Genomic DNA, 17,475 nt, shown 5'->3' on the forward strand with positions numbered 1-17,475 from the left:
GGCCGGCTGTGGGCGGTGAGCGGTTCTGCCGGACCCGCCGTCACCCACGGCCGGCGCGCGGGTCGCCGTCGGCGTTCTCCGTCAGCGCGGGGTCGGGCTCGTGGTGCGGTCCGGCATCGCCTGCGGCGCCGTTCTTCCCCGGGGCCGGCAGCACCGCCGCCCGCGAGGTCGCTATCCGCGGCAGCGCGTACGGATGCTCGTCCGCCAGCCAGGCGATCAGCTGCTCCCGTACGGTGCAGCGCGCCGTCCAGATGTCGTCCGCGTCCTTCGCCGTGACGACGGCCCGCACCTCGATGGTGCTCGGGGTGGTGTCGGTGACGGCCAGACTCCAGTCCCGGCCGTCCCAGGCCGCGCAGTCCTGAAGGATCTCGTGCAGCTTCTCGCGCATCAGCTTCACCGGCGCCGCGTGGTCGAGCTGGAGGAAGACGGTGCCGGTCATCTGGACCCCGCCGCGCGACCAGTTCTCGAACGGCCTGCTCGTGAAGTACGACACCGGCATCGTGATCCGGCGCTCGTCCCAGGTGCGTACCGCGAGGAAGGTGAGCGTGACCTCCTCGACCACACCCCATTCGCCGTCCACCACGACCGTGTCGCCGATCCGCACCATGTCGCCGAAGGCGATCTGGAAGCCGGCGAAGAGATTGCCGAGCGTGGACTGCGCCGCGACACCCGCGACGATGCCGATGATGCCGGCGGAGGCGAGCATCGACGTACCGATGGTCCGCATGCTCGGGAAGGTGAGCAGGATCGCGGCGACCGCCACCACGACGACCACCGCCGTCACGATCCGCATGATGAGCGTGACCTGCGTACGGACCCGGCGGACCTTCGCCAGGTCCCGGGCCGAGGTCGCGTAACGGGCGTACGTCGATTCCACGACGGCCGACACGATGCGCACGACCAGCCAGGCCCCGGCTCCGATCAGGACCAGCGTCAGCACACGGCCGATGCCGGTCTCGTGGTCCTCGACGATCGACCAGCGCGTCTCGCGGTACGTGGCACACAGCAGGGCGGTGAGGACGACGACCTGGAGCGGCAGCCGGCAGCGCCGGAGCAGCCCCCACAGCGGGGTCTCGGGGTGCCGCGCGTCCGCGCGGCGCAGCATCAGGTCGACGACCCAGCCGAGCAGCAGCGTCAGGACGACAGCGCCACCCAGCACGGTCAACGGTCGCAGTACGTTCTCCATGGCTCCGGATTCGGACGAGGGGGCCCACCTGGCAGGATGGGCGGATGGACGTCGTTCTCTTTCATTCGGCCCACGGCCCGCGCCCGGCGGTGCACGCGGGAGCCGAGCGGCTGCGCGCTGCCGGACACCACGTGCACGTGCCCGACCTCTTCGAGGGCCAAACCGTCGAGACGGTCGAGGAGGGCAGGGCGCTCAGGGACAAGATCGGTTCCGACGAGCTGCTGAGGCGCGCCGTCCTCGCCGTGGCGCCCTACTCGGAGCGCGGTCTGGTGTACGCGGGCTTCTCCTTCGGCGGGTCCGTCGCGCAGACACTCGCGCTGGGGGACTCGAAGGCCCGCGGGCTGCTGCTGATGCACGGCACGTCGGACATCGCCGCCACCGCGTCGGTGGACGACCTGCCCGTGCAGCTGCATGTCGCCGACCCGGACGTGTCCGAGCCGCACGACTGGCTCAACACCTGGTACCTGCGGATGCGGGAGGTCGGGGCGGACGTGGAGATCTACCGGTACCGGGGCGTCGGGCACCTCTACACCGACCCGGACCTGCCGGACTACGACGAGTCGGCGGCCGAGCAGACCTGGCGTACGGGGCTGGCCTTCATCGAGTCGCTGGGCGACCAGCCGTAGCGCCGCCGGCCGGGCTCTTGTCCCTCAGCCGCGGGTGCAGCGGCCGGTGGTGCGGCTGCCGGGGGCCGGGCCGCACAGATACTTGCTGTCGGTCGCCTCGTCGCTGATGTAGCGGCCCACACAGGCGCTGTTCGTGTCCAGGCCACGGGTGCGGCACCAGTCGACGGCGTGCTCACCGCTGTTGAAGCCGGAGACGTAGAACATCCAGTAGCCCGGCTTCAGCGAGGCGTGGTCGTCGCTGTCCAGATAGCGCGCGTTGGTGATGCCCTTGTCGCGCAGGGCGGCCGCCTGCTTGTCGCGGGCGGCGGTGCCCGCGGACTTCTCCGTGGAGGCCAGCTGGGCGACCCAGTTGCCGGTCAGGTCGTCGCCGGACGGTGCGTCCTCGTCGCCGTCGTGCGTGTTGTCGTTCCCGCTCTCGCTGTCGTCCGTGACGGACGGCCTCGGCGGGGCCTCGGGGGAGGGGCTACTCGTCTCGCCGCTCTTCCCGGCGGACGGTGAGCCGGAGTCGTTCCGTAGGGAGATGACCAGCGCGGTCGCCGCCACGAGCGCGACGGCCACCGCGACGGCCGCGACGATTATCGGGATACGGCCGCTCCGCCCGGTGCCGCTCCGCCCGACGCCGCTCCGCCCGGTGCCGCCCGGCCGGCGCCGCGTGCCGGCAGTCCCGTCGTCCGCCAGGGTGTGCGAGCTGACGGGGCGGGTCAGCGCCATCCTGGGATCCGGGGCGGGAGCCGGGGGAGGCGCGGGGGCGGTGAGCGTCGGCAGCTCCCAGTGCGGTGTGGCGCCCGCCTCGACCTGGGCCAGCAACAGATCCAGCTGGGCGGCGTCGGGCCGCGCGGCCGGGTCGCGTACCAGCAGCGCGTTCAGTACGGGCGTCAGGGGCCCGGACCGCACGGGCGGCGGGACCGGCTCGTCCAGCACGGCGGCGAGCGTGGCCAGGGTCGTGGCGCGGCGCAGCGGACTGACGCCCTCCACGCAGACGTACAGCGTCACGCCCAGCGACCACAGGTCGGACGCGGGGTCGTCGTCGTGGCCGCGAATGCGCTCCGGGGCGAAGTACTCGGGCGAGCCGACCAGTTCGCCGGTCACCGTGAGGGAGGTCGAGCCCTGGAGGGCCGCGATGCCGAAGTCGGTGAGCACCGCGCCGCCGTCCTCGCGCAGCATGACGTTGGCGGGCTTCACATCGCGGTGCTGGATGCCGACCGCGTGGGCGGCCCGCAGTCCGGACAGCACTTGGCGGCCGATCCTGGCGGCGTGCACGGGGGCCAGGGCGCCGCGCGCGAGCCGGTCCGCGAGCGTGTCGCCGGGCAGCAGCTCCATGACGATCCACGGGTGCGGCCCCACGTCCACGATGTGATGGATCGTCACCACATGCGGGTGGCTGATCCTCGCCAACGCCCGTGCCTCGCGCAGTACTCGCTCCCGCGGCACATGGGCGCTGCGGGGCGTGGCCGCCGTCATCGCGGGGTCGGGGGACCGGACTTCCTTCAGCGCCACCTCGCGGTGGAGCACGGCGTCACGTGCCCGCCACACCGTGCCCATGCCGCCGCTGCCGAGCCGCTCCAGCAGCTCGAACCGCCCGTCGATGATCCTGTTCTCGTCGCCCCCGGTCATGCGGGTCAGCGTACGGGCCACGGAGGAGTGGCCCGCACGCCGTTACCCCTCGGCCCGGCCCCGGTGACTCCGTACCGTCACGCGGCCAGGGCCTTGGTGATCGCCGCCGTGTACTCCGGCGCCGTCAGCGGGGCGTTCTCGCTGCCCTCCGCGGTGACGGTCTTACCGTCCATGCGGAGCGTCGGGGTGCCCTCGACGCTGCTGCTGTCGAACGTCGCCGACATCTTCATCGCCCAGGCGTCGAATGTCCCGCTCTCGACGTTCTTCTTGAACGCCGCGTTGTCCTTGAGCCCGTCCACCGAGTCGGCGATCTTCAGCAGGACGCTGTCGTCGGCGAACTTGTCGTCGCTCTCGCTGGGGTGGTTCTGCGTCGAGTAGAGCGCGGTCTTGTACGCCGAGAACGCCTCGGGGCTCACGTCGAGCGCGGCGCCCAGCGCGGACAGCGCGTTCTTCGAGCCCTCGCCGTTGTCCGAGTTGTCGATGAACGTGGCGCCGACGTACTTGATCTTGTACTTGCCGGCGTCGACATCCTTCTGGATCGTGGCGCCGACCTGCTGCTCGAACGTCGCGCAGATCGGGCAGCGGGAGTCCTCGTACAGCTCCAGGGTCTTCTTCGCCTCGGGCTTGCCGATGACGACGGTCGTGCCGTTCGTGCCGGAGGTGTGCTTGGGCGCGGTGACGTTCGTCGCGTCCTTGGCCGCCTCCCAGTGCGAGGGTTTGTTGGCCTGGACGACTCCGAAGCCGACACCTCCCGCGATCGCCAGGATCGCGACGGTGGATCCGGCGACGACGATCTGGCGGCGGGCGCGGTCCTTCTTCGCCTGCCGCTCGCGCTGGTCGCGCAGCCTCTCGCGGGCGGCGGCCTTGTTGGCGTTGCTGTTGCGTGCGCTCATGACTGGTCTACTCCGTGTGGGTCGAACGAGACGCGCGGGCGCGGAGAAGCGTGCGCCGCTACGCGGGGGACGGACGGCGGCCGAAGACGGCTGCCGTCGTGCTGCTCAGGCCGGGAGAAGGGCCGAGCGAGGTGGTCCCCGTCGTCCGACGGAGTGCGCGCACAGGCGCGTCCGGGAAGTGTGCGGGTCCGTGGCGGGGCGCGGGAAGCGCCGTACCGTACGGCGGACCGTGCCGGCCACCGCGACGGCGACCAGCAGCGGCCGGAAGGCGAAACCGGCGAGCGCCCGCACCAGGCCCGCCATGGCGGCCTCGCCCCGCCGCAGCCAGAGCGCGGCGAGCAGACCGATCGCGACATGTGCGGCGAGCAGCAGCCACGGGAGCGCGGGATCGGGCGAGCCCAGCAGGGTCGCCGCCGCGCTCTCGGGCGAGGCGACCGACGAGACCCCGGGCAGCGGGGAGCCGAAGCTGCCGCCGCACAGGACATCGAAGCCGACGGAGCGCAGCGGTCCGGCGACCGGACCGCCGGCGGCGCCGTAACAGACGTTCTGGCCGGTGGTGAAGATGGTGTCCGCGGCCAGTTCGAGCGGGACGAGCAGGGCCGCTATGCGCCAGAAGCCCCGCTCCCGGCCCGCGAGGGCGTAGGAGACCGGGAACACGACGGCGCACAGGACGGCGACGACGGAGAGGGGCAGGGGGGCCCGCGACAGCAGGACATGGGAACCGGCGGACAGCGTCACGGCCAGTGCCGTGAACAATGCCGCCCGCAGCGCCCTGAGCCGTGCCGCCGATATGTCCATCCTCGCCGAGTGTGCCACGAGAACCTGTAAGGGGTCCCTAAGGTCGCCGTCGCCCCGGTCGGATCCGACCGGTGGGACCGGGGCGGTGCAAGGTCAGCCGCCGGCGAGCTGTCCGTTGCGGAAGAGGTCCACGAAGATCTGGTGGTCGGCGCGCGCCCGTGCCCCGTAGCTGTGGGCGAACTCCACCAGCAGCTCGGGGAAGCCCTCCTCGTCCGCCGCGATAGCCGCGTCGATGGCCCGCTCCGTGTTGAACGGCACCAGAGAGTGGCCGCTCTCGTCGTCCGCCGCCCCGTGCATCGTCGCCGTCGCCCGGCCGAGGTCGGCGACGACGGCGGCGATCTCGGCCGGGTCGTCGAGGTCCGACCAGTCGAGATCGACCGCGTACGGGGAGATCTCGGCGACCAGCTGGCCCGCGCCGTCCAGCTCGGTCCAGCCGAGCCACGGGTCGGCGTGCGCCTGGAGCGCGCGCTGCGAGATCACCGTGCGGTGGCCCTCGTGCTGGAAGTAGCCGCGCACCCGCTCGTCGGTGATGTGCCGGGAGACGGCGGGGGTCTGCGCCTGCTTGAGATAGATCACGACGTCGTTCTCCAGGGCGTCGCTGTTGCCCTCCAGCAGGATGTTGTACGAGGGCAGGCCCGCCGAGCCGATGCCGACGCCGCGCCGTCCCACGACGTCCTTCACCCGGTAGGAGTCGGGGCGGGTCAAGCTGGACTCCGGCAGGGTCTCCAGATAGCCGTCGAAGGCCGCCAGGACCTTGTAACGGGTGGCGGCGTCCAGCTCGATGGAGCCGCCGCCCGGGGCGAAGCGGCGCTCGAAGTCACGGATCTCGGTCATCGAGTCGAGCAGCCCGAAGCGGGTCAGCGAGCGGGCGTCGCGGAGCGCGTCGAGGAGCGGGCCGGTCGCCGTGTCCAGGGTGAACGGAGGCACCTCGTCGTTCTTCGCGCCCGTGGCCAGCGCGTGGATCCGCTCGCGGTAGGCCGCGGCGTAGATCCGGACCAGTTCGCTGATCTGGTCGTCGCTGAGGGCCTTCGTGTAGCCGATCAGCGCGAGCGACGCGGCCAGGCGCTTGAGGTCCCAGGTGAACGGTCCTACATAGGCCTCGTCGAAGTCGTTGACGTTGAAGATCAGCCGGCCGTTCGCGTCCATGTACGTGCCGAAGTTCTCGGCGTGCAGATCGCCGTGGATCCAGACCCGGCCGGTGCGCTCGTCCACGTACGGCCCGCCGTGCTGCTCCCGTTCCAGGTCGTTGTAGAACAGGCAGGCGGTGCCTCGGTAGAAGGCGAAGGCGGAGGCGGCCATCTTGCGGAATTTGACCTGGAAGGCCGCCGGGTCAGCGGCGAGCAGGGCACCGAAGGCGGTGCCGAACACGGTGAGGATCTCCTCCCCTCGCTGCTGGTCAGCGGCTTCGACCGGGCGCGGGACCGACATCGGTGGTGCCTCCTGGAACATGACGAACTGGGCGGATGAACTGACACGCCACCCGCCTCGGGCGACGGCGCCGCCAGTGACTTGCAACGCACGAACGTACCGGTGCGTGCCCGTCCGGCGCCGGTCGACCCGAAGGTTCGTCACGCCCGGTTCCGACTCGTCGGGACATCGCCGGGACATCGTCGGGAGGCGCTCGGATTGTCAGTGGGCGGTCGTAGACTTCGAGGCTGTCCCCCCAGGGCAGCCCTCGCTCGGCAGCCCCGCTCGTACGCTCGTTTCGCTGGAGGCCTCAGCCGTGACCAAGCCGCCGTTCACGCACCTGCATGTCCACACCCAGTACTCGCTGCTGGACGGTGCGGCGCGGTTGGGGGACATGTTCAAGGCGTGCAATGAGATGGGGATGTCCCATATCGCGATGACGGACCATGGGAATCTGCATGGTGCGTACGACTTCTTCCATCAGGCGAAGAAGGCGGGCGTGACGCCGATCATCGGTATCGAGGCGTATGTGGCGCCGGAGTCGCGGCGGAACAAGCGGAAGGTGCAGTGGGGGCAGCCGCATCAGAAGCGGGACGATGTTTCCGGTTCGGGCGGTTATACGCACAAGACGATCTGGGCGGCGAACAAGACCGGTCTGCACAATCTGTTCCGGTTGTCGTCGGACGCGTACGCGGAAGGCTGGCTGACGAAGTGGCCGCGGATGGACCGGGAGACGATCGCGAAGTGGTCGGAGGGTCTGATCGCGTCGACGGGGTGCCCGTCCGGTGAGTTGCAGACGCGGCTGCGGCTGGGGCAGTTCGACGAGGCGGTGCAGGCGGCTTCGGACTACCAGGACATCTTCGGCAAGGACCGGTATTTCCTGGAGTTGATGGACCATGGCATCGAGATCGAGCGCCGGGTGCGGGACGGGTTGCTGGAGGTGGGGAGGAAGCTGGGGATTCCGCCGCTGGTGACGAACGACTCGCACTACACGTACGCGAACGAGGCGACGGCGCATGATGCGCTGCTGTGTATTCAGACGGGTAAGAATCTGTCGGATCCGGACCGGTTCCGGTTCGACGGGACGGGTTATTACCTGAAGTCGACGGACGAGATGTACGCGATCGACTCGTCGGACGCGTGGCAGGAGGGGTGCGCCAACACCCTTCTGGTGGCGCAGCAGATCGATACGGAGGGCTGGTTCCAGGAGCGGAACCTGATGCCGAAGTTCGACATCCCCGACGGCTTCACCGAGATCACCTGGTTCCGCGAGGAGACCATGCGCGGGATGGCCAGGCGTTTCCCGGGCGGCATCCCGGAGGACCGCCTCAAGCAGGTCGAGTACGAGATGGGCATCATCATCGAGATGGGGTTCCCCGGGTACTTCCTGGTCGTCGCGGACTTCATCATGTGGGCCAAGAACAACGGCATCGCCGTCGGCCCCGGCCGGGGCTCCGCGGCCGGCTCGATCGTCTCGTACGCGATGGGCATCACCGACCTCGACCCGATCGAACACGGCCTGATCTTCGAGCGGTTCCTCAACCCCGAGCGCATCTCCATGCCGGATGTCGACATCGACTTCGACGAGCGCAGGCGCGGTGAGGTCATCAGGTACGTGACCGAGAAGTACGGCGCCGACAAGGTCGCCATGATCGGCACGTACGGAAAGATCAAGGCGAAGAACGCCATCAAGGACTCGGCGCGCGTGCTGGGTTATCCGTACGCGATGGGCGACCGGCTCACCAAGGCCATGCCCGCGGATGTCCTCGGCAAGGGCATCGACCTCAACGGCATCACCGACCCCAAGCACCCGCGCTACAGCGAGGCGGGCGAGATCCGGGGGATGTACGAGAACGAGCCGGACGTCAAGAAGGTCATCGACACCGCGAAGGGTGTCGAGGGCCTGGTGCGGCAGATGGGCGTGCACGCGGCAGGCGTGATCATGTCCAGCGAGACGATCACGGACCATGTGCCGGTCTGGGTCAGGCACACCGACGGCGTCACGATCACGCAGTGGGACTATCCGCAGTGCGAGTCGCTCGGCCTGCTGAAGATGGACTTCCTGGGTCTGCGAAATCTGACCATCATGGACGACGCCGTCAAGATGGTGAAGGCCAACAAGGACATCGATCTCGACCTGCTGTCCCTGCCGTTGGACGACCCCACGACGTACGAACTGCTCTGCCGCGGTGACACGCTCGGCGTCTTCCAGTTCGACGGCGGGCCGATGCGCTCGCTGCTGCGGCTGATGAAGCCCGACAACTTCGAGGACATTTCCGCCGTGTCGGCCCTGTACCGGCCGGGCCCGATGGGCATGAACTCGCACACGAACTACGCGCTGCGCAAGAACGGGCAGCAGGAGATCACCCCGATCCACCCGGAGTTGGAGGAGCCTCTCAAGGAGGTCCTCGGCCTCACCTACGGCCTGATCGTGTATCAGGAGCAGGTGCAGAAGGCCGCGCAGATCATCGCGGGCTACTCGCTGGGCGAGGCGGACATTCTCCGCCGTGTGATGGGCAAGAAGAAGGCCGACGAACTGGCGAAGAACTTCGTCCTGTTCCAGGCCGGTGCCAAGAAGAACAACTTCTCGGACGAGGCCATCCAGGCGCTCTGGGACGTCCTGGTCCCGTTCGCGGGATACGCGTTCAACAAGGCGCACTCCTCCGCGTACGGGCTCGTCACCTACTGGACCGCCTACCTGAAGGCGAATTACCCCGCCGAATACATGGCGGCCCTGCTGACCTCGGTGAAGGACGACAAGGACAAGTCGGCGGTCTACCTCAACGAATGCCGGCGGATGGGCATCAAGGTGCTGCCGCCGAATGTGAACGAGTCGGTGGCGAACTTCGCCGCGCAGGGCGACGACGTGATCCTCTTCGGGCTGACGGCCGTCCGCAATGTCGGCACGAACGTCGTCGAGTCGATCATCCGCTCGCGGAAGGCGAAGGGGAAGTACGCCACCTTCCCCGACTTCCTGGACAAGGTCGAGGCGGTCGTCTGCAACAAGCGCACCGTCGAATCCCTCATCAAGGCGGGCGCCTTCGATGAGATGGGCCACACCCGCAAGGGCCTCGTCGCGCACCACGAGCCGATGATCGACAACGTCGTACAGGTCAAGCGCAAGGAGGCGGAGGGGCAGTTCGACCTCTTCGGCGGCATGGGCGACGGCGACGACGCCTCCTCCGAGCCGGGCTTCGGGCTCGACGTGGAATTCTCGGACGTGGAGTGGGACAAGTCGTATCTGCTCGCGCAGGAACGGGAAATGCTCGGTCTGTACGTCTCCGACCACCCGCTCTTCGGTATCGAGCATGTGCTGTCCGACAAGTCCGACGCGGCGATCTCGCAGCTCACCGGCGGTGAGCACGCGGACGGCGCGGTGGTCACGATCGGCGGCATCATCTCCGGCCTCCAGCGGAAGATGACCAAGCAGGGCAACGCGTGGGCGATCGCCACCGTGGAGGATCTGGCGGGCTCGATCGAGTGCATGTTCTTCCCCGCGACCTACCAACTGGTCTCCACCCAACTGGTCGAGGACACTGTCGTCTTCGTCAAGGGCCGTCTCGACAAGCGCGAGGACATCCCGCGTCTTGTCGCGATGGAGCTCCAGGTCCCCGACCTGTCCTCCAGCGGGACGAACGCGCCGGTCACGATCACCATCCCCACGGTGAAGCTGACCCCGCCCATGGTCAGCAGGCTGGGTGAGATCCTCAGCCACCACCGGGGCAACTCCGAGGTGCGGATCAAGCTCCAGGGCGCACGGAAGACGACGGTGCTGCGGCTCGACCGGCACCGGGTGCAGCCCGACCCGGCGCTCTTCGGTGACTTGAAGGTGCTGCTCGGGCCGTCCTGCCTGGCGGGGTAGCGGTACCCGGCGGGTTGGCGGTGGGGGAACGCGTACGCGCGGAGGGGCACGCCCGGGAGACCGGTCGTGCCCCTCTCTCGTCATGTGCGGCCGACCGCGTGGGCCGACGCGTCAGTTGTGGCCGAAGCGCTTCTGGCGGCCCTTGTGGGCCACGTCGGACGGCGTGACCTGCGACTGTATCTGCTCGGCCTTGGCCTCCGTGGAGGAGGACGAGGGCTGCTCGGCACCACGCTCGGTGGACGAGCGGTCCTGCTGCTTGCCGCGGTCACGGTTCTTGTTCTTGGCCATGGTGCTGCCTCCTGAAGGATGTTGGGGCCAGGGCCGCGACCAGATTCACATATGTCGTGACTCACCGCATTTTGGATCATAGCTGTGTGTAACGGACTATGGTTCGGCCGTCCCTGGGGGTAGCCGGGAGGGACACGCCACGCCGATGATCCAGTTCCGGCCGTTAAGCCAGTTGCGGTCGGGCAGACTCGAAGCAAACCCGTAGCAACTTCCGATCCCGACGTTCCCGAAAGAGGGTGGAACACGTGGACCGCTGCGTCGTCCTGGTGGACGCCGGTTACCTGCTGGGCGCCGCCGCGAGCCTCCTCGCCGGAGAACCGGCCCGCTCACGCATCACCGTCGACCACGCCGCCCTCATCCAGGGGCTGCGCGAGCGCGCCGAGGCCGATACGGAGCAGCCGCTGCTCCGTATCTACTGGTTCGACGGCGCCCCCGACCGTGTACCGCAGCCCGAACACCGCCGACTGCGCGTCATGTCACGTGTCACCGTCCGGCTCGGTGCTCTGACCCGTAGCGACGGGAGATGGGCGCAGAAGGGCGTCGACGCGGCGATGCATGCCGAGCTCACGGAGTTGGCCAGAAATCGCGCCTGCTCGGACGTGGTGCTGGTGACCGGTGACGGCGATCTGCTGCCCGGCCTGATGTCCGCGAAGGAACACGGCGTCGCCGTGCACCTGTGGGCGGTGCAGGCGGCGGACGGCGACTACAACCAGTCCGAGGACCTGGTGGCCGAGGCCGACGAACGCCGGGTGCTCGACCGGGCCTGGATCACCAAGGCCGTACGCGCCAAGGACTTCGGCGGCGTCTGCGCGCCGACCCCCGCGCCGCGCCCCGAGATCGCCGCCATCCTCTCCGCGCCGCTGCCCGAATCGGCGCTCGCCGCGTCCGCCGAGCGGGCGGCCGAGGCACAGGCCGCGGCCGCGCGCAACGGGACGGCGCCGGCGACGACGGACCACGGGCCCGGCGCCGGGCCGGGGCACGAGCACGACCCCGAGACCGCGCAGTCGGCGCCGACGGGCGGCAAGGGCGTCCCCACCCCGAAGGACCTGGCCGCCCTGCGCGCCCCGGGACCCCACGCCGCGCCCGCGCCCCCGCCGGGGAACGCGACACTGCGCTGGTCGTCCGACCGGGGCTGGGTCGAGCGCACGGGGGGCGGGAGCCAGCTCGGGGAGTCGCCCGAGACCGCGTCGCTGCCGACGCTCGCCCAGCTCACCAGCGCGGAGCAGCGCTGGGCCGACCGCGAGGAGGACATCACGACGGTCGGCGGCGACCCCTTCGAGGTGGGCCAGGTGTTCGCCCGGCGCTGGATGGAGCGGCTGCCGGACACGGGCCATGTGCAGAAGCTGTCCACGATGTATCCGCGGATCCCGCACCGTATCGACGGCGAGGTTCTGAGGTACGCGGCCCGCTTCGGGTTGCTCGCGCACAAGGACGACCAGATCGACGAGCACGACCGGTACGCGATCAGGGCGGGGTTCTGGCGTGAGATCGATGTGCGGGCGGCGGCGGAGGGTCCGTCCGCGAAGGGTGGCGGAGCGGCGGAGTAGTGCCCGCCCTCAGGTGCGGGACGGGCCACCAGCCAAGTCCCGCGCCCGAGGGCGGGAGGCCGCCGGGCGCCCCCGGGCGGATTCCGGGCGGTTGGACCCCGTAGGCTCGTCCCTTGTGAGTACGGTGTGCGCGGTGCGGGAGCTGGTCAAGACGTACCCCGCCGCGCGCGGCAGACGTGGGACCCCGGCGACGCCCGAGGTGCGCGCGAACGACGGGATTTCCCTGGACGTGCGGCAGGGCGAGATCTTCGGACTGCTCGGTCCCAACGGCGCGGGCAAGTCCACCCTCGTACGTCAGCTCACCGGGCTCATGCGGCCGGATTCCGGCAGCGTCGACGTCCTCGGCCACGATCTGGTCGGCCATCCCGAACGTGCCTCGCGCCTCATCGGCTATCTCGGCCAGGAGTCCACGGCGCTCGACGAGTTGACGGTCGGGCTCGCGGCCGAGACCACGGGCCGGCTGCGGGGGCTCGGTCTGAGCGAGGCGCGGGCGGAGCGGGACGCGGTGCTCGCGGAACTCGGCCTGACCGAACTCGCCGGGCGCCCGTTGAAGAAGCTCTCCGGCGGGCAGCGGCGAATGGCCTGCTTCGCGGCGACGCTGGTGGGGGAGCGGCCGGTGCTCGTCCTGGACGAACCCACGACCGGTATGGACCCGGTCGCCAGGCGCGCCGTCTGGGCGGCGGTCGACCGGCGCCGGGCCGAACGCGGCGCGACGGTGCTGCTGGTCACCCACAACGTCATCGAGGCCGAGACGGTCCTGGACCGGGTCGCCGTGCTGGACCGGGGCAAGGTCATCGCCTGCGACACCCCGTCCGGGCTCAAGGAACAGGTCGCGGGCGAGGTACGGCTCGAACTCGTCTGGCGCGAGCGCGCCCCGCTCGACGTCCCCGAGGTCGCCGCGCTGCGCGGCTCCGCGCAGGAGTCGGGCCGCCGCTGGGTGCTGCGCCTCGCCCCCGACGAGGCACGCGCGGCGGTGGCGGCCGTGACGGGCGGCGCGGCGTTCGCGGCCCTCGACGACTTCACGCTGGCGACGCCCAGCCTGGAGGACGTCTATCTGGCCCTCGGCGGCCAGGCACAGGGGCTGGTGAAGGCGTGACCCCGAAGAACTCCGGATGTACGGCTCCGATGCCTGCCCGCGCGGCCACCGGGGGCCGCGCGGCGGTATCCGCACGCGCCGTGGCCGCCGAAGGCGGGTTTCCCGCGTTCGGCCGGAACTCGGCCGTCCCTACGGGGCGTTCGGCGCGTTCCGGGCGTATGGCACGCTGGTCGCGGTCGGCCACGTGCGTCACATGGCGTGCCCGTGTCCGTCCGTCCGGAGCGAACAGGAGCTGCGTCAGGTGAGCATCGTGCCCGCGGAGGCCGTCGGTGGGAAGAGCCGGACAGTTCCGGACGCCCGTGCCGCGACCGACCGAGCCGACCGGGCGCCGGCGGCGCTGGCGCCGCGGGCGCGGCTGCTGCCCTCGCTCGCCGCCGTGTACCGCGCGCAGCTGTCGCGGGCGCGGGTCGCCCGGATCCCGCTGCTTTTCGTGGCGACCTTCCAGTCCGTCGGGATCATGATCCTGATGCGCGGTGTCGTCGACGGCGGCGCCGAGGCGCGGGCCGTGGTCGCCGGGTCCAGCGTGCTCGTCGTGGCGTTCGTCGCGCTCAATCTGCTCGCCCAGTACTTCGGTCAGCTCCGGGCCACCGGCGGTCTCGACCACTACGCCACGCTGCCCGTACCGCCCGCCGCCGTGGTGCTGGGCGCGGCCGGGGCGTACGCCTCGTTCACCGTGCCGGGCACCGCCGTGACCGCGGTGACCGGCAGTCTGCTCTTCGATCTGCCGCTCACCCATCTCTGGGTGCTGGTCGCCGTCATCCCGCTCTCCGGCGCCGCGCTGGCCGGGCTCGGGGCGGCGCTGGGGCTGCTCGCGCCCCGTCAGGAGCTGGCCACGCTGTTCGGGCAGCTCGGTATGTCCGCCGCGCTGCTGCTGGGTGTGCTGCCCGCCGACCGGCTGCCGGGGCCGTTCACGTACGCCCGGGATCTGCTGCCGTCCACGTACGGTGTGGAGGCCCTGGCCCGTACCTTCGACCGGCATCCCGACTGGCCCACCGTCGTGCTCGACCTCGCGGTGTGCGCGGCCGTCGGCGTCGTCTCGCTGGCCGTGGCGACGTGGGCGTACAGGCGTGCGGCAGTCCGATGAGGCACCGCCGGGCCACGCCTGGCACGATGGCGGGGTGACAGCTCCTCTGACGCCGCCCCACCAGCCCCCGAACGACGACCCCTGGCAGAAAGCCCGGGGCGCGGGAGCCACGGCCGCCAACCCCGCCGCCGAGGCGGCGGACGCGACCGACACGAGGACCGAGCTGAGGCAGGCCTCCGTCGTGACGCTCGTCGTGGCTGTCTCCGGTGTCCTGCTCGGACTGCTCTGGCTCTGGCTGTCGCCCCGGGTGCCCCTGATCGCCGGTGAGTCGGCCGTGTTCCTGAAGGACACGGAGGGCGAGGAGGCGATCGGCGCGGACGGCACGTTCGTGCTGCTGGCCCTGGGATTCGGCGCCGTCAGCGCGGCCCTGGTCTTCGTCTTCCGCCGGCGCGGCGGTGTCCCGCTGGTCGTGGGCCTGGCGCTGGGCGCGCTGCTCGGGTCGGGGCTGGCCTGGCTGGTCGGCTGGGGGCTGGGCCCGGACGACGTGGTCACGCAGGCGCGCGCGGCGGGAGAGGGTGCGACGTTCGACGCGCCGCTGGAGCTGAACGCGCGGGGCGCGCTGCTGGCATGGCCGGTGGCGGCGATGGTCGTGCATCTGGCGCTGACGGCGCTGTTCGGTCCGCGCGACCCGGAGCCGGAGTGGGTGCCGTTCGGGGCGCCGTACCTGCCGGCCGACCGGGAGGACGGGCCGGAAACCGGACGCTGACCCGCCGGACACGCCCCCGGCCGTCAGGGCTTGGCGATCGGGGCCAGCGTCGCGGCTGTCAGGGAGGTCAGGTCCGACGGGGACAGTTCCACCTCCAGGCCGCGGCGGCCCGCCGAGACGCAGACCGTCGCGTGGGCCCCCGCCGAGGAGTCGAGGACCGTACGGAGCCGCTTGCGCTGGCCCAGTGGTGAGATGCCGCCGCGTACGTAGCCCGTGGTGCGCTCCGCCGCCGCCGGGTCCGCCATCGTCGCGCGCTTGCCGCCCACCGCGGCGGCCAGCGCCTTGAGGTCCAGCGAGCCGGAGACCGGGACGACCGCCACGGTCAGTTCGCCGTCGACGTCGGCGACCAGTGTCTTGAACACCCGGTCCGCCGAGACCCCCAGAGCCGCCGCGGCCTCCTCGCCGTACGAGGGGGCCGCCGGGTCGTGCTCGTACGCGTGCAGGGTGAACTCGGCCTTCGCCGCCGTCAGCGCGACCGTCGCCGGGGTGCCGCCTGCGGTTTTCCTCGCTTGCTTCTTCGCCAAGGGACCTGTTCCTCGCGTCAGTTGAAGAGCCGGAAGAGCTTGGATGTGCCGGCGGAGGTCAGTTCGGGCTCGTCGGGCCCCGGGTGAGGTCCACGGCCGGCAGCGACGGAAGATGCCGGATCACCGCCGTCTCGGCGCGCAGCAGCCTCAGTTCCTCCCGCAGTCGCGTCACCGTGTCCGGGGCCTGGAGCAGCCGCTGTTTCGCCGGGATGTCCAGGACGGCCGCCGCGGCCACCAGATACGAGACGACGGACGGCTCCTCGGGCAGGTCGTCGCCGGTCGACAGCGACCGCTCACGCGCTCCCGCCAGCCGTTTCTGGTAGCTGCGGAACGCCCGCAGGACGCCTTCGGCGAGTGCTCCCGCACCCTCGCCCGAGTCCTCCTCGACCGCCTCGACCTCGGCGGTCAGATAGGGCCCGCTCGTGTCGACGGAGAGCAGCCGGACCCGGCTGGTGCCGGTGCCGAGCACCTCGAAGCTGCCGTCCTGGCGTTCGCGGATGGTGGTCGCGTCGGCGACGCAGCCCACCTGGTGGAAGGCCTTGAGCGGTTCGGTGCCGAAGCCCGCCGAGGGCCCGCGTTCCGGCAGGGACGTGGGGTCGGGCATGCCCGAGGCGGTCGGCGCGACCTCGTGCCCGTCGCGGATGGCGACCACGACGAAGCGTCGCGGTTCGGACTCGTCTATTTTGAGCAGGTCGCGCATCATGGCGCGATACCGCTCCTCGAAGATGTTCAGGGGCATGACGAGGCCCGGGAACAACACCGCGTTCAGCGGGAAGAGAGGGAGATGTGCGGTGGTCACAACGGTCAAGCGTAATGGCCGCGCGGTCGCCCTCGGTCTGTCCGGTTCCACAACGGCATTCCGGAGGCCACCTGGAGGCGTACACCGTCGCGTATCTCCAGGAACTGACCCAGCGGATCGTCGGTCAGCGACGTCCAGGGAAAGGACGTCGCGTACGGGCCTATCAGCCGGAACTGTTCCAGCGCCTCGTCCCATCGGTGCCGTCTGACCAGCACGTACGCCAGCAGATTCCGTACCTCCGCCGGCCAGGGGTCGCCCACCCCGTACATGGACGAGAGCAGGATCGCCTCGTCGCAGGCCGCGTCTATCCGGTCCGTCGTCACGGAGGTGAGGTCACCGCCCAGCAGCCGGCTGAAGGCGGCCCGCATCGGAAGTGCCTTCACGAGCGACCCGGGCAGCGCGTCCGCGGCGGCCTGTTCGGCGAAGTCGAAGCACTCCTGGTGCGAGCCGTGCCACTGGCCGGAGAGGTACTGGAGGGCCGCGACATGGCACCCGTAGTGATGGGAGGAGCGGCGCACCGCCTCGCCCCACAGCGACTCGAAGGCTTGGTGGCCCGCGTGCGTGCCACGCGCGTGGTCCAGGGCGATCCGCCACGGCACCGGGTCGCGCGGGTCGCCCTCGGCCGCAGCGCCGATCAGCGGGCCCATCTCGCCCAGCAGCTCGGCGCGGGCCGGGGACTCCCAGGCTTTGCGTACGCCGAGTTCGGCCTTGACGACGAGCGCGTCCGGGTCGGCGGGCGAGGCGGCGAGCCAGCGGGCGAGCCATTCGTGGCGGTTGTGGGCGAAGGCGGCGAGCCGCATCACGTAGCGGTCGCGGTCCTCCCACTCGGCGGATTCGCGCGTGGTCGCCAGCAGCTTCGCCGCGTGCTCGTACTCGCCGAGTGCGGCGGAGACGAGCGCCGGGGCGAGCCGGTCGTCGGGGGCGTCGAGCAGTACCGCATCGTCCGGCGGAAGTCCCTCGGCGAGTCGCGGGGTGTGCCGGACCATGCGCGCGGTGCTGATCAGGGCGCGAATCAATGACATGGTGCGGACCATTGAAAACCGCA

Annotated in this window: 15 protein-coding genes; 6 read left to right on the forward strand and 9 right to left on the reverse strand. The window is 70.7% G+C overall.

The features are described from left to right. Nucleotides 1–40 precede the first annotated feature (40 nt). Entirely contained in the window at nt 41–1,186 is a 1,146-nt protein-coding gene (locus ACIBBB_RS12050; protein WP_398980925.1) for a mechanosensitive ion channel family protein, read from the reverse strand. A gap of 44 nt (nt 1,187–1,230) precedes the next feature. On the opposite strand from ACIBBB_RS12050, the gene ACIBBB_RS12055 reads away from it, so the two are divergent. Continuing rightward, nucleotides 1,231–1,812, forward strand: coding sequence for a dienelactone hydrolase family protein (locus ACIBBB_RS12055; protein ID WP_398980926.1), 582 nt, complete (start codon nt 1,231–1,233; stop codon nt 1,810–1,812). A gap of 24 nt (nt 1,813–1,836) precedes the next feature. Here the strand turns inward: ACIBBB_RS12055 and ACIBBB_RS12060 are convergent, their stop codons facing one another. The 4 genes from ACIBBB_RS12060 to ACIBBB_RS12075 form a co-directional block, all read right to left on the reverse strand. Continuing rightward, on the reverse strand, nt 1,837–3,426 hold the full coding sequence (locus ACIBBB_RS12060) for a serine/threonine-protein kinase (protein WP_398980927.1): 1,590 nt from the start codon (nt 3,424–3,426) through the stop codon (nt 1,837–1,839). A 77-nt stretch (nt 3,427–3,503) separates the two neighbouring features. Beyond that, nucleotides 3,504–4,319, reverse strand: a complete 816-nt coding sequence (locus tag ACIBBB_RS12065; protein ID WP_398980929.1) for a DsbA family protein — start codon at nt 4,317–4,319, stop codon at nt 3,504–3,506. A gap of 105 nt (nt 4,320–4,424) precedes the next feature. Beyond that, a complete protein-coding gene (locus tag ACIBBB_RS12070) occupies nt 4,425–5,117 on the reverse strand; it encodes a hypothetical protein (RefSeq protein ID WP_398980930.1) in 693 nt (230 codons plus the stop codon). Between the two features lie 93 nt (nt 5,118–5,210). After that, on the reverse strand, nt 5,211–6,545 hold the full coding sequence (locus ACIBBB_RS12075; protein WP_398980931.1) for a DUF2252 domain-containing protein: 1,335 nt from the start codon (nt 6,543–6,545) through the stop codon (nt 5,211–5,213). A gap of 295 nt (nt 6,546–6,840) precedes the next feature. Here ACIBBB_RS12075 and dnaE point away from each other — a divergent pair, with 295 nt between their 5' ends. Then, entirely contained in the window at nt 6,841–10,386 is a 3,546-nt protein-coding gene (dnaE, locus tag ACIBBB_RS12080) for a DNA polymerase III subunit alpha (RefSeq protein ID WP_398980932.1), read from the forward strand. A gap of 111 nt (nt 10,387–10,497) precedes the next feature. On the opposite strand, the gene ACIBBB_RS12085 is transcribed toward dnaE, so the two are convergent. Next, nucleotides 10,498–10,674 (reverse strand): hypothetical protein, encoded by a 177-nt coding sequence (locus tag ACIBBB_RS12085; protein WP_398980933.1) that lies wholly within the window; start codon nt 10,672–10,674, stop codon nt 10,498–10,500. Between the two features lie 236 nt (nt 10,675–10,910). Here ACIBBB_RS12085 and ACIBBB_RS12090 point away from each other — a divergent pair, with 236 nt between their 5' ends. The 4 genes from ACIBBB_RS12090 to ACIBBB_RS12105 all read left to right on the forward strand — a co-directional run bounded on the left by ACIBBB_RS12090 (nt 10,911) and on the right by ACIBBB_RS12105 (nt 15,107). Then, on the forward strand, nt 10,911–12,221 hold the full coding sequence (locus ACIBBB_RS12090; protein WP_398980934.1) for an NYN domain-containing protein: 1,311 nt from the start codon (nt 10,911–10,913) through the stop codon (nt 12,219–12,221). A gap of 124 nt (nt 12,222–12,345) precedes the next feature. Continuing rightward, nucleotides 12,346–13,317, forward strand: coding sequence for an ABC transporter ATP-binding protein (locus tag ACIBBB_RS12095; protein WP_398981305.1), 972 nt, complete (start codon nt 12,346–12,348; stop codon nt 13,315–13,317). 241 nt (nt 13,318–13,558) lie between these two features. Next, nucleotides 13,559–14,401: an ABC transporter permease gene (locus ACIBBB_RS12100; protein WP_398980935.1), complete on the forward strand. Its 843-nt coding sequence runs from the start codon at nt 13,559–13,561 to the stop codon at nt 14,399–14,401. Between the two features lie 34 nt (nt 14,402–14,435). Next, a complete protein-coding gene (locus ACIBBB_RS12105; RefSeq protein ID WP_398980936.1) occupies nt 14,436–15,107 on the forward strand; it encodes a DUF2567 domain-containing protein in 672 nt (223 codons plus the stop codon). A 23-nt stretch (nt 15,108–15,130) separates the two neighbouring features. Here the strand turns inward: ACIBBB_RS12105 and ybaK are convergent, their stop codons facing one another. The 3 genes from ybaK to ACIBBB_RS12120 are packed head-to-tail and all read right to left on the reverse strand — an operon-like array spanning nt 15,131 to nt 17,464. Continuing rightward, complete coding sequence (gene ybaK / locus ACIBBB_RS12110; RefSeq protein WP_398980937.1) at nt 15,131–15,631, reverse strand: Cys-tRNA(Pro) deacylase; 501 nt, start codon at nt 15,629–15,631, stop codon at nt 15,131–15,133. 58 nt (nt 15,632–15,689) lie between these two features. Beyond that, nucleotides 15,690–16,430 (reverse strand): LON peptidase substrate-binding domain-containing protein, encoded by a 741-nt coding sequence (locus ACIBBB_RS12115; RefSeq protein ID WP_398980938.1) that lies wholly within the window; start codon nt 16,428–16,430, stop codon nt 15,690–15,692. Between the two features lie 5 nt (nt 16,431–16,435). After that, nucleotides 16,436–17,464 (reverse strand): hypothetical protein, encoded by a 1,029-nt coding sequence (locus ACIBBB_RS12120; protein ID WP_398980939.1) that lies wholly within the window; start codon nt 17,462–17,464, stop codon nt 16,436–16,438. Nucleotides 17,465–17,475 lie beyond the last annotated feature (11 nt).

It is taken from the genome of Streptomyces sp. NPDC051217, from assembly GCF_044455465.1.
Lineage (GTDB): Bacteria > Actinomycetota > Actinomycetes > Streptomycetales > Streptomycetaceae > Streptomyces.